Source organism: Pseudomonas sp. 9_2_1 (assembly GCF_059295275.1).
Map to the genome: position 1 here is coordinate 5,958,368 of NZ_CM181239.1, position 12,606 is coordinate 5,970,973.

The 12,606-nt window shown below is 62.5% G+C and carries 10 protein-coding genes; 3 read left to right on the top strand and 7 right to left on the bottom strand.

Annotated features, from left to right (window positions below; genetic code table 11):
• Position 1 precedes the first annotated feature (1 nt).
• On the top strand, positions 2–1,114 hold the full coding sequence (locus AC5O5I_RS27005; RefSeq protein ID WP_494511830.1) for an ABC transporter permease: 1,113 nt from the start codon (positions 2–4) through the stop codon (positions 1,112–1,114).
• 239 nt (positions 1,115–1,353) lie between these two features.
• Here the strand turns inward: AC5O5I_RS27005 and AC5O5I_RS27010 are convergent, their stop codons facing one another.
• The gene (locus AC5O5I_RS27010) at positions 1,354–1,758 is read right to left on the bottom strand and encodes a flagellar basal body-associated protein FliL (protein ID WP_172232280.1); all 405 of its coding nucleotides are present in this window, start codon (positions 1,756–1,758) and stop codon (positions 1,354–1,356) included.
• Positions 1,759–1,915: 157 nt separating this feature from the next.
• Here AC5O5I_RS27010 and AC5O5I_RS27015 point away from each other — a divergent pair, with 157 nt between their 5' ends.
• Positions 1,916–2,893 carry an NADPH:quinone oxidoreductase family protein gene (locus tag AC5O5I_RS27015; protein ID WP_172232277.1) on the top strand — a complete coding sequence of 326 codons (978 nt, stop codon included), beginning with the start codon at positions 1,916–1,918 and terminating at the stop codon, positions 2,891–2,893.
• A 131-nt stretch (positions 2,894–3,024) separates the two neighbouring features.
• Here the strand turns inward: AC5O5I_RS27015 and AC5O5I_RS27020 are convergent, their stop codons facing one another.
• From AC5O5I_RS27020 to trxA, 5 genes are all read right to left on the bottom strand, one after another.
• Positions 3,025–3,675, bottom strand: coding sequence for a gamma-glutamylcyclotransferase (locus AC5O5I_RS27020; protein WP_172287058.1), 651 nt, complete (start codon positions 3,673–3,675; stop codon positions 3,025–3,027).
• A gap of 246 nt (positions 3,676–3,921) precedes the next feature.
• A complete protein-coding gene (locus tag AC5O5I_RS27025) occupies positions 3,922–4,890 on the bottom strand; it encodes a CDP-6-deoxy-delta-3,4-glucoseen reductase (protein ID WP_494511831.1) in 969 nt (322 codons plus the stop codon).
• Positions 4,890–6,356 carry a 4-hydroxy-3-polyprenylbenzoate decarboxylase gene (gene ubiD / locus AC5O5I_RS27030; RefSeq protein WP_172219266.1) on the bottom strand — a complete coding sequence of 489 codons (1,467 nt, stop codon included), beginning with the start codon at positions 6,354–6,356 and terminating at the stop codon, positions 4,890–4,892. Before ubiD ends, AC5O5I_RS27025 begins: the two co-directional genes overlap by 1 nt.
• A 219-nt stretch (positions 6,357–6,575) precedes the next feature.
• Entirely contained in the window at positions 6,576–7,835 is a 1,260-nt protein-coding gene (gene rho / locus AC5O5I_RS27035) for a transcription termination factor Rho (RefSeq protein ID WP_003253661.1), read from the bottom strand.
• A gap of 324 nt (positions 7,836–8,159) precedes the next feature.
• Positions 8,160–8,489 carry a thioredoxin TrxA gene (gene trxA, locus AC5O5I_RS27040; protein WP_009684153.1) on the bottom strand — a complete coding sequence of 110 codons (330 nt, stop codon included), beginning with the start codon at positions 8,487–8,489 and terminating at the stop codon, positions 8,160–8,162.
• Positions 8,490–8,733: 244 nt separating this feature from the next.
• Between trxA and ppx the strand changes: the two genes are divergently transcribed.
• Positions 8,734–10,236, top strand: coding sequence for an exopolyphosphatase (gene ppx / locus AC5O5I_RS27045; protein ID WP_172219268.1), 1,503 nt, complete (start codon positions 8,734–8,736; stop codon positions 10,234–10,236).
• Here ppx and ppk1 read toward each other — a convergent pair.
• The gene (gene ppk1, locus AC5O5I_RS27050; protein WP_172219270.1) at positions 10,223–12,472 is read right to left on the bottom strand and encodes a polyphosphate kinase 1; all 2,250 of its coding nucleotides are present in this window, start codon (positions 12,470–12,472) and stop codon (positions 10,223–10,225) included. The two genes, ppx and ppk1, sit on opposite strands and share 14 nt — an antisense overlap.
• Between the last annotated feature and the right edge of the window lie 134 nt (positions 12,473–12,606).

A 12,606-nucleotide genomic window follows, 5' to 3' on the forward strand; every position in this document is an offset into this window, starting at 1 on the left:
CATGTCGCGCCTGAACCACACCCTGCGCCTGGGCCTGAAAGAACTGACCAGCCTGCGCCATGACAGCGTACTGCTGCTGTTTCTGCTGTACGCCTTCAGCGTGGCCATCTACATGCCCGCAGCCGGCTCGGTGATCGGCGTGCACAACGCCAGCGTCGCCGTGGTGGACGAAGACCACAGCCAGCTTTCGCGCAAGCTCGCCGAAGCCCTGCAGCCGCCGGAGTTCCAGACCGCCGTGCCACTGCCTGCCGGGCACCTGGACCAGGCCATGGACAGCGGCCAGTACACCTTCGTCATCAACATACCGGTCAACTTCCAGAGCGACCTGCTGGCGGGGCACTCGCCAGAGCTGCAGATCAACGTCGATGCCACCGCCATGAGCCAGGCATTCATGGGCGCGGGCTATATCGGCCGGATCTTCGAACGCGAACTGCTCGACTACAGCCAACGGACCAACACCCAGAGCCCGGTGCTGATCAACGCCAAGGCCCTGTTCAACCCCAACCTGGAGGGCGGCTGGTTCCTGGCAGTGATCCAGATCGTCAACAACATCACCATCCTGGCGATCATCCTCACCGGCACCGCGCTGCTGCGTGAGCGTGAGCACGGCACCCTCGATCACCTGCTGGTGCTGCCGCTGACCGCGCTGGAGATCATGCTGGCGAAGATCGGCAGCAACGCACTGGTGGTGGTGATCTGCACCTGGATTTCGCTGGTGGTGGTGGTGGAGGGGGCGCTGGGCGTACCGCTGTCCGGCTCGATGGGGCTGTTCCTGGCCGTGACTGCGCTGTACCTGTTCGCCGGTACCGCGCTGGGTATCTTCCTCGCCACCCTGGCGCGTTCAACGCCACAGTTCGGCCTGCTGGCGATCCCGGTGATCATCCCGATGCTGTTGCTGTCCGGCGGCAGCACGCCGCTGGACAGCATGCCGCAGTGGCTGCAGTGGGTGATGCAGGGGTCGCCGTCGACGCACTTCGTGAGCCTGGGCGCCGCGATCCTGTTCCGCGACGCCGGCTGGGCGGTGGTGTGGCCGGATATTCTGGCACTGGCCTTGATCGGCCTGGTGTTCTTCAGCGTGGCGCTGGCCCGGTTTCGGCGTAGCTTGGCTTCCTGAAGACTCGACGCCGGCTACGTTGAAACGGGCATATCTGGTGGCACAAAGACAAAGGGCGCCTTTCGGCGCCCTACTCACAGACAGGTCGGCTTGTCACCGCCATACACCTGCCCGGCTCTGTGATTGCTGGTTGGACCAGGATCCGCAGAGTCTTGCAAGCCCCTTTCGGGAACGCGCTGATTATCGACCACCATGCGTATCACTGACAACAGACGGCACTGTTGCTGGATATTCACGGTTCACTGCACAATCAGGTTGTTGAACAACAGGTCTTCAACGATCGGCTTGCCCTCTTCTGCTTCCAGCACCTGCTGCACCTGCTTCAGGGCCTCCTGGCGCAGGTGCTCCTTGGCCTCGACGTTGCTCATGCTGTCCACGGTCTGCTGGGTGAACAAGGCTACCAACTGGTTGCGGATCAGGGGTTCGTGAAATTTCACCGCCTTGGCCGCTTCGTCACCGGTCACGCGCAAGGCGACGTCGGCCTTGTACACGCGCAGCCGTGGGCCGCCGTCGAGGGCATAGTTGCCGACAAAGGGCGGGCTCAGGGTGATGTAGGCGACCTTGGGCGCCCCTTCCTTGGCTTCCTCGGCCATGGCCGCAGCCGGCAGCAACAGCGCCAGCACCATCAAGATCCACGCTTTCACGAATTCGCTCCTCAATACAATTGGCGCCAGCTTACCCAGCACTTCGCTCAAACCCAAGCCCGGGCTTATGCCGGCCCATCAGGGCGGGGCATGCTCGTTGACCCGGCAGGTGGCCCTCCTACACTTATCGGCCATTACCCGCAAAGGAATAGCCCCGATGAAAGCTGTGTTGTGCAAAACCCTGGGCCCGGCGCGCGACCTGACGCTGGAGGAGGTGGCCAGCCCGGTGCCGAAGAAAAACGAGATCCTGCTGGACGTGCAGGCGGCCGGGGTCAACTTCCCGGACACCCTGATCATCGAAGGGAAGTATCAGTTCCAACCCCAGTTGCCATTCTCCCCCGGCGGCGAAGCGGCAGGCGTGGTGGCTGCGGTCGGGGAAAAAGCGGGCGCGTTCAAGGTAGGTGACCGGGTGATGGCGCTTACCGGGTGGGGCGCGTTCGCCGAGCAGGTGGCGGTACCGTTCTACAATGTGCTGCCGATCCCGGAGAGCATGGATTTCACCACCGCTGCGGCGTTCGGCATGACCTATGGCACCTCGATGCATGCCTTGCGCCAGCGCGCTCGGTTGCAGGCTGGCGAAACCCTGCTGGTAATGGGCGCATCCGGTGGCGTCGGTTTGGCGGCGGTGGAAATCGGCAAGGCCATGGGCGCGCGGGTGATCGCAGCGGCCAGCAGTGCCGAGAAGCTGGCTGTGGCCAAGGCAGCCGGGGCGGATGAGCTGATCGACTACAGCCAGGCCAGCCTGCGCGAAGAGCTCAAGCGCCTGACTGGAGGCCAGGGCGTCGATGTGATCTACGACCCGGTCGGTGGCGAGCTGTTCGAGCAGGCAGTGCGCGGGCTGGCCTGGAATGGCCGGCTACTGGTGGTGGGCTTTGCCAGCGGCAGCATTCCCCAACTGGCGGCCAACCTGGTGCTGCTCAAGGGCGCGGCGGTGGTGGGGGTGTTCTGGGGGGCGTTTGCCCAGCGCCAGCCGGAGGATAACGCGGCCAACTTCCGGCAACTGTTTGCCTGGCATGCCGAGGGCAAGCTGAAGCCGCTGGTTTCGCAGACTTATCCGCTGGCCGAGGCTGGGGCTGCAATCGAACAGCTGGGGCAGCGGCGGGCTGTGGGCAAGTTGGTGGTACTGGCCAGGTAACGCTTGATACGCTTTTTCCTGTAAGGGCCCTATCGCCGGCAAGCCAGCTCCCACAGGTACTCCACAGCCCTCAAGGCCGGTGTAATACCTGTGGGAGCTGGCTTGCCGGCGATAGGGCCCTTACAGGTTGATCAGACTTCTCGCAGGTTATGGCAGCGCCTGAAGCGTGCCTCCAGGTTGCGATCGGGCATCTGGTGGCTGCGCAGGGCATTCAAGGTCTGCTCTACATAGTCGCGCGTGCTGCCGTAGCGCCCTTTGGCGCTGGCCAGGATCTGGCTGAGCAAGGTATCCGGCAGGTCGCCGGCATAACACGGCAAGTGCCGCTCCAGCACAAAGCCGAGCGCCTGCACCTTGCTGCCATCGCCCAACCGGCAGCTGAGCCAGTGCGGCCGGTACGCCGGGTACGGCATCTCGCGCAGCCACAGTGCCATCAGCGAGTCGTCGAGATTGCTTTCGTCCAGCCGGTAGGCGAAGCCACTGCAGGACCCCCCTCGATCCAGGCCGAACACCAGGCCGGGGATTTCCGGGGTGCCGCGATGTTCATGTGACCACAGGTACAAGCCACGGTGATAACCATGCACCCGCGCGCGTTGACGCTCGACCGAATTGCACTCCGGGCGCCAGATCAAGGAACCATAAGCGAACAGCCACACCGGCCCGCCTTGATGGTGCGACATGGTCGTCTTCATGGAATTGAACAACTGTTCGTGAGTATGTTGCTGACCGAAGTCGAGTGTCGGAGGATATGAAACTTCCCAGGACATGTTTTCAAGTGCCGACATAAGCTGCCGCCATTATCCTTGTGAACTACAGATGTAGCGAAATGCGCTTGCGTTGCGGCTCTGGGCCGCTGCGCCAAGGGCGCTTGCTGTAACCATAGGCCAGAAATGGCGAAATACTCAAGACCTGGCGCCAGTCTTTCATTGGCGGTTCCGACGACTGGAAAATACTGTTTCGGGGACTGCGAAACTTATTGGCCAAGGCGGTAACAATTACCGCCTTATACCCACTTGTTCAAACTTCGGTTATTAACCGCGCGGTGCGTAGGCAAACACATCCGCACGCATGCGGTGCGCATCCATGCCGGCTTCGACCAGGGCGTCGAGGGTGGCGTAGATCATGTTGGGCGAGCCGCTGGCGTACACATGCACGGTGTTGAGGTCGGCAATATCCTCGCAGACCGCCTCGTGCAGCATGCCGCACCGGCCTTCCCAGCCGCACAGGTCGCTGACCACCTGGTGCAGGAACAGGTTGGGCAGGCGCTGCCACTCATCCCAATGCTCGATCTGGTAGAAATCCTCAGGCCGGCGCACGCCCCAGTACAGGTGTACCGGGTGCTTGAAACCCTGCGAGCGGCAATGCTCCAGCAGGCTGTGCATCTGCCCCATCCCGGTGCCTGCAGCGATCAGCACCAGCGGCCCATCCGGCAACTCGGCCAGGTGGGTGTCGCCAAACGGCATTTCGATACGCGCCAGGCCATCGCGCCTGAGCTGGTCGATCAGTTGCAGCGCACTCGCTTCACGCGCCAGCACGTGCAGCTCCAGCTCGCGCCCGGCGTGGGGCGCGGAAGCCAGCGAGAAAGCCGCGGGCTTGCCACCCTCGCGCTCGATCATCAGGTACTGCCCGGCGTGGTAGCGCAGCGGCTTGCCGGCAGGTGCGCGCAGGCGCACACGCCAGACGTCGCCGGCGACGTCGACGCACTCACTGACGCTGCACGCCAGCTTGCGCACTGGCAGCTCGCCCAGGGCGAGCACACCATCCCAGAGCAACACGCAGTCCTCCAGCGGTTCGGCAATGCAGGTAAACAACTCGCCATGGTCACGAACTACGCCGTCCTGGCGTACCCGGCCTTCGACCAACAATGCGGCGCAGACATGGCAATTGCCATTGCGGCAGCTGTTCGGGCAGTCATAGCCCAGCCGCCGCGCTCCATCCAGGATCCGTTCCCCGGGTTCGAGCGCCAGCACCGCCCCGGACGGCTGCAACGTTACCTGCATCAATCTATTCCCAACTGATCCCACAAGTCATCGATACGGCGGGTAACGGCTTCGTCCTTGACGATCACCCGCCCCCATTCGCGTGTAGTCTCGCCCGGCCACTTGTGCGTGGCGTCCAGGCCCATCTTCGACCCCAGCCCCGAAACCGGCGACGCGAAGTCCAGGTAGTCGATCGGAGTGTTGTCGATCATTACCGTATCACGCTTGGGGTCCATGCGCGTGGTAATGGCCCAGATCACATCGTTCCAGTCGCGGGCGTTGATATCGTCATCGGTGACAATAACGAACTTGGTGTACATGAACTGTCGCAGGAACGACCACACACCCAGCATCACGCGCTTGGCGTGCCCTGGGTACTGCTTCTTCATGGTCACCACCGCCATGCGGTACGAGCAGCCTTCCGGCGGCAGGTAGAAGTCGGTGATTTCCGGAAACTGCTTCTGCAGGATCGGCACGAACACTTCGTTCAGCGCCACGCCGAGAATGGCCGGCTCATCCGGCGGCCGGCCGGTGTAGGTGCTGTGGTAGATCGGCTTGTGCCGATGGGTGATGCGCTCCACGGTGAACACCGGGAAGCTGTCCACTTCGTTGTAGTAGCCGGTATGGTCGCCGTACGGGCCCTCCGGGGCCATTTCACCCGGGTGGATCACGCCTTCCAGGATGATTTCCGCGGTGGCCGGTACCTGCAGGTTGCTGCCACGGCACTTGACCAGCTCGGTACGGTTGCCCCGCAGCAGGCCGGCAAAGGCATATTCGGAGAGGGTGTCCGGTACTGGCGTCACGGCACCGAGAATGGTCGCCGGGTCAGCGCCCAGGGCCACGGCGACCGGGAACGGCTGGCCGGGGTTCTTCTCGCACCACTCGCGGTAATCCAGAGCGCCGCCACGGTGGCTGAGCCAGCGCATGATGACCTTGTTGCGGCCGATGACCTGCTGGCGGTAGATGCCCAGGTTCTGCCGGTCCTTGTTCGGCCCGCGGGTAACGGTAAGGCCCCAGGTGATCAGCGGAGCTACGTCGCCCGGCCAGCAGTGCTGGATCGGCAATGCGCCGAGGTCGACGTCATCACCCTCGACCACTACCTCCTGGCACACCGCGTCCTTGACCACTTTCGGCGCCATCGACACGACCTTCTTGAAGATCGGCAGCTTCGACCAGGCATCCTTCAGGCCCTTCGGCGGCTCGGGCTCCTTGAGGAATGCCAGCAGCTTGCCGATTTCGCGCAGCTCTTCGACCGACTCCGCGCCCATGCCCATGGCCACGCGCTCCGGGGTGCCGAACAGGTTGCCCAGCACCGGGATGTCAAAGCCGGTGGGCTTTTCGAACAATAATGCCGGGCCCTTGGCACGCAGGGTGCGGTCGCAGACCTCGGTCATTTCCAGGACGGGGGAAATCGGAACCTGGATGCGCTTGAGCTCGCCGCGCTGTTCCAGGCCACGGATGAAGTCGCGCAAGTCGCGATACTGCATGCAGGAGCCTCGTGTTGGCCGTATCGGTCGGGGGTGCAGAGTGTAGCGCCGTTCGGCGCCTAATGGCCAAAAATGACTTGGGGCCGCTTCGCGCCCCATCGCCGGCAAGCCAGCTCCAACAGGTCCGGCACAAGCTTCAAGAGCTGCGCAGTACCTGTAGGAGCTGGCTTGCCGGCGATGGGCTGCGAAGCAGCCCCAATCAATCCGGACTTGAACCGCTTACTTGCGCTTCATGGACAGGAAGAACTCGTCGTTGGTCTTGGTCTGCTTGAGCTTGTCGACCAGGAACTCGATGGCGGCGATTTCGTCCATCGGGTGCAGCAGCTTGCGCAGGATCCACATGCGCTGCAGTTCGTCGTCGGCGGTCAGCAGCTCTTCGCGGCGGGTGCCCGAGCGGTTGATGTTGATGGCCGGGAACACGCGCTTCTCAGCGATGCGGCGATCCAGCGGCAGCTCCATGTTGCCGGTACCCTTGAACTCTTCGTAGATCACTTCGTCCATTTTCGAGCCGGTTTCGACCAGCGCGGTGGCGATGATGGTCAGCGAACCGCCCTCTTCGATGTTACGCGCAGCACCGAAGAAGCGCTTTGGCTTTTCCAGGGCGTGGGCGTCGACACCACCGGTCAGCACCTTGCCCGAGCTCGGGATCACGGTGTTGTAGGCACGCGCCAGACGGGTGATGGAGTCCAGCAGGATGACCACATCCTTCTTGTGCTCGACCAGGCGCTTGGCCTTCTCGATCACCATCTCGGCAACCTGCACGTGGCGGGTCGGCGGCTCGTCGAAGGTAGAGGCAACCACTTCGCCGCGCACGGTGCGCTGCATTTCGGTCACTTCTTCCGGGCGCTCGTCGATCAGCAGGACGATCAGGTGGCACTCGGGGTTGTTGCGGGTGATGTTGGCCGCGATGTTCTGCAGCATGATCGTCTTGCCCGCCTTCGGCGGAGCCACGATCAGGCCACGCTGGCCTTTGCCGATCGGGGCGCACAGGTCGATGACGCGGCCGGTCAAGTCTTCGGTGGAGCCGTTACCGGCTTCCATCTTCAGGCGCTTGTTCGGGAACAACGGCGTCAGGTTTTCGAACAGGATCTTGTTCTTCGCGTTTTCCGGGCGGTCGAAGTTGATGGTATCGACCTTCAGCAGAGCGAAGTAACGCTCCCCTTCCTTCGGTGGGCGGATCTTGCCGACGATGGTGTCGCCGGTACGCAGGTTGAAGCGACGGATCTGGCTGGGCGAGACGTAGATATCGTCCGGGCCGGCCAGGTAGGACGCATCGGCCGAACGCAGGAAACCGAAACCATCCTGGAGAATCTCCAGCACGCCGTCACCCGAGATCTCTTCGCCGCTTTTCGCGTGCTTTTTAAGCAGGGCGAAAATCACGTCCTGTTTGCGCGAACGGGCCATGTTTTCGATGCCCATCTGTTCGGCCATTTCCAAAAGATCGGTAATCGGCTTTTGCTTGAGTTCAGTCAGGTTCATAAGGGGAGTGACGTAATCATGTAAGAAGGGAGGATTAAGCTCTGGCTTAATGAGGCCGCGCCGCTAGATGGCGACAAGATCGCGTACTGATTCGAATTGGGATGCTTCGGCGACGGCATGTAGAGGGCACTGGAGAAGCAGTGCGAGGCCGAATGTAACACTTGCTTTTTTCTGCGTCTAGTGGTTTTGGCCGGGTAAATTATGCCCTGTGGAAGCGGGTTTACCCGTGAAGGCGGCGCGGGGCTCAACATCGAATTCGCAAGCAAACCCGCTGCCACAACCCCTACAGGCAAAAAAAACCCCGCATCGGCGGGGTTTTTCACATCACAGGTGGGCGTCGAGGAACGCGGCGAGCTGCGATTTCGACAGTGCGCCAACCTTGGTCGCTTCGACGTTGCCGTTCTTGAACAGCATCAGCGTCGGGATACCACGCACGCCGTGCTTGGCCGGGGTTTCCTGGTTGTCGTCGATGTTCAGCTTGGCTACGGTCAGTTTGCCCTCGTAGGTGGAGGCGATGTCGTCCAGAACCGGCGCGATCATCTTGCATGGGCCGCACCATTCAGCCCAGTAGTCGACCAGCACCGGGCCTTGAGCCTGCAGGACTTCGGCTTCGAAGGTAGCGTCGGTGACGTGTTTGATCAAATCGCTGCTCATGGATATCTCCAGGGTCGTAAGCAAAAAAACGTGGCCCATCATAGCTGCACCCACGCCCTACAGGAAGTCGCGGACGATTGAGTGTAACTATAGTTGCGCAAGACGCCGCGAATCGAAACTGTCACACAAGTGTCATAGCATCGAATGGCACATTGCCTTGCATCAAGCCTTGCCGTGTCACGCGTTGGCGTCAGCCTGCTATCGTGGCACGATTGCCGGGTTAACGACCGAGAACAACCAGATCATGCCGCATACCATCGCGAAGAACCTGTCCCTGATCGCCGCCATCGACCTTGGCTCCAACAGTTTCCACATGGTCGTGGCCAAGGCCCACCATACCGAAATCCGCATTCTCGAGCGGCTCGGCGAGAAGGTTCAGCTGGCCGCCGGCATCGACGAAGAGCGCATGCTCAGCGAAGAAGCCATGGAACGAGGCCTGGACTGCCTCAAGCGCTTCTCCCAGCTGATCAACGGAATGCCGGCAGGCTCCGTGCGCATCGTCGGTACCAACGCCCTGCGCGAAGCGCGCAATCGCAACGAATTCATCCAGCGCGCCGAAGCCATCCTCGGCCACCCGGTGGAGGTCATCTCCGGCCGTGAAGAGGCGCGCCTGATCTACCTGGGTGTCTCGCACACCCTGGCCGACACCGCCGGCAAGCGCCTGGTGGCCGACATCGGTGGCGGCAGCACCGAGTTCATCATCGGCCAGCGCTTCGAGCCGCTGCTGCGCGAAAGCCTGCAGATGGGCTGCGTGAGTTTCACCCAGCGGTACTTCCGCGACGGCAAGATCACCCCGGCCCGCTACGCCCAGGCCTACACCGCCGCGCGCCTGGAACTGATGAGCATCGAGAACGCGCTGCACCGCCTGACCTGGGACGAGGCCATCGGCTCGTCCGGGACCATCCGCGCCATTGGTGCCGCCATCAAGGCCGGCGGGCTGGGCAATGGCGAGGTCAACGCCGAGGGCCTGGCCTGGGTCAAACGCAAGATGTTCAAGCTGGGCGAGGTCGACAAGATCGACTTCGATGGCGTCAAACCCGACCGCCGGACCATCTTCCCGGCCGGGATGGCGATTCTCGAAGCCATCTTCGATGCGCTGGAGCTACAGCGCATGGACCACTGTGACGGTGCCCTGCGCGAAGGCGTACTGTTCGACCTGCTGGGCCGCCATCACCACGAAGATGTGCGCGAACGCACGCTCAACTCGCTGATGGAGCGCTACCACGTAGATCACGGCCAGGCCGCGCGGGTCGAGCGCAAGGCGCTGCATGCCTTCGACCAAGTGGCCGAAGCATGGGGACTGAAAGGCGGGAACTGGCGCGATCTGCTGGGCTGGGCGGCTAAAGTGCACGAAATAGGCCTGGACATCGCCCACTACCATTACCACAAGCACGGCGCCTACCTGATTGAGCACTCGGACCTGGCGGGCTTTTCCCGCGAGGACCAACAGATGATGGCCCTGCTGGTACGCGGCCATCGGCGCAATATCCCCAAGGACAAGTTCGCCGACCTGGGCGAGGAAGGCGTCAAGCTGTTGCGCCTGTGCGTGCTGCTGCGCTTCGCCATCCTGTTCCACCACATCCGTGGTACTCAGCAAATGCCGAAGGTAGAGCTCAACGCGGCCGATAACAGCCTCGTCGTGGTGTTCCCGGCTGGCTGGCTGGAGCAGAACCAGCTGACCCAGGCCGACTTCGCCAACGAGGCGGAGTGGCTGGCCCGGGTCGGCTTCGTCCTCAGCGTACGTTGAGGACCGGGTTGCTCAGGCGCTCCAGCAGGGTCGCCTGGGCACTGCGCGGGTTCTGGTTGCCGGTCGGGGTGCTGCGCACGTAGCGCCCGTCTGGCTGCAGGGTCCAGGCATGGGTGTTGTCGGTCAGGTAGCTTTCCAGCTCCTTCTTCACCCGCAGCAACAGCTTCTTGCCTTCTACCGGGAAGCAGGTCTCGACACGTTTGTCGAGGTTGCGCTCCATCCAGTCGGCACTGGACAGGTAAATCTGCTCTTCGCCGCCATTGAGGAAGTAGAACACCCGCGTGTGCTCCAGGAAGCGACCGATGATCGAGCGCACCTGGATGTTGTGCGAAACCCCCGGAATACCTGGGCGCAGGCAGCACATGCCACGCACCACCAGGTCGATCTTCACGCCCGACTGGCTGGCCTTGTACAGCGCCTTGATGACCTTGGCATCGGTCAGCGAGTTGAACTTGGCGATGATGTGCGCCGGCTTGCCTTCGAGGGCGAACTGGGTTTCCCGCGCGATCATGTCGAGCATGCCCTTCTTCAGGGTGAACGGCGCGTGCAGCAGCTTTTTCATGCGCAGGGTCTTGCCCATGCCGATCAGCTGGCTGAACAGCTTGCCAACGTCCTCGGTCAGGGCGTCGTCAGAGGTCAGCAGGCTGTAGTCGGTGTACAGGCGGGCGTTACCGGCGTGGTAGTTGCCGGTACCCAGATGCGCATAACGCACGATCTCGCCATGCTCGCGGCGCAAAATCAGCATCATCTTGGCGTGGGTCTTGAAGCCGACCACGCCATAGATCACTACCGCACCGGCCGCTTGCAAGCGGCTGGCCATCTGCAGGTTGGACTCTTCGTCGAAGCGCGCACGCAGCTCGATCACCGCAGTGACTTCCTTGCCGTTACGGGCCGCATCCACCAGCGCGTCGACGATTTCCGAGTTGGCCCCCGAGCGGTACAGCGTCTGGCGCACAGCCAGCACGTGTGGGTCCTTGGCGGCCTGGCGCAGCAGGTCGACCACCGGGGTGAAAGACTCGAACGGGTGCATCAGCAGGATGTCCTGCTTGCTGATCACGCTGAAGATGTTGTCGGCATTCACCAGCAGTTTGGGGATTGCCGGGGTGAACGGGGTGTATTGCAGCTCCGGGTGGCTGTCCAGGCCGGTGATGCTGAACAGACGGGTCAGGTTGACCGGGCCGTTGACCTGGTACAGCTCGCTTTCGCTGAGGCTGAACTGCTTGAGCAGGTAATCTGACAGGTGTTTCGGGCAGGTGTCGGCCACTTCCAGGCGCACGGCGTCGCCATAGCGGCGCGAGAACAGCTCACCGCGCAGGGCGCGGGCCAGGTCGTCGACTTCTTCGGAGTCCAGCGCCAGGTCGGCGTTACGGGTCAGGCGGAACTGGTAGCAGCCCTTCACCTTCATGCCCTGGAACAGGTCGTCGGCGTGCGCGTGGATCATCGACGACAGGAACACGTAGTTGGCACCTGGCCCGCCGACCTCTTCCGGCACACGGATAACCCGCGGCAGCAGGCGCGGCGCCGGGATGATCGCCAGGCCCGAGTCACGGCCGAAGGCGTCCACGCCCTCGAGCTCGACGATGAAGTTGAGGCTCTTGTTCACCAGCAACGGAAACGGGTGAGTCGGGTCGAGGCCGATCGGGGTGATGATCGGCGCGATTTCGTCGCGGAAATAGCGGCGCACCCAAGTCTTGAGCTTGGGTGTCCAGTAGCGGCGGCGGATGAAGCGAATCTGGTGCTTTTCCAGCTCCGGCAGCAGCACGTCGTTGAGGATCGCGTACTGGCGGTCGACTTCGAAGTGCACCAGCTCGCTGATGCGGGCCAATGCCTGGTGCGGCTGCAGGCCGTCGGCACCGGCCTGTTCACGGGCAAAATTGATCTGCTTCTTCAGCCCGGCGACGCGGATCTCGAAGAACTCGTCGAGGTTGCTGGAGAAGATCAGCAGGAACTTGAGGCGCTCGAGCAGCGGGTAATTCTCGTCCAGTGCCTGCTCCAGCACACGGATGTTGAACTGCAACTGCGAAAGCTCGCGATGAATGTACAGGCTGCTGTCGTCCAGGCCAGGCACGGCGATTGCCGGTGCAGGGGCGGGCGTGGGGGCGGCAGGCTCGGCCACCGGCTCTGCCACTGGCTCGGGCTCGGGCGCCGGCGGCAGGTCTGGCGGGGTCTGCAGCATCTCTTCGGGGAGCTCTTGAGCATCCTTGATCGCGACAGGGGTTAGCACTTCATTATTCATCTGGCGTTCCTGAGGACGTTAATGCCCTATCATCAATTGAGCGGCAAGATAAGCGACCATTATGACGCCTGCATTACACAGCAGGGCAAGCGATGACGCGTAGCATCTGGCATTGTCCGTGTAGGAAATGTTCA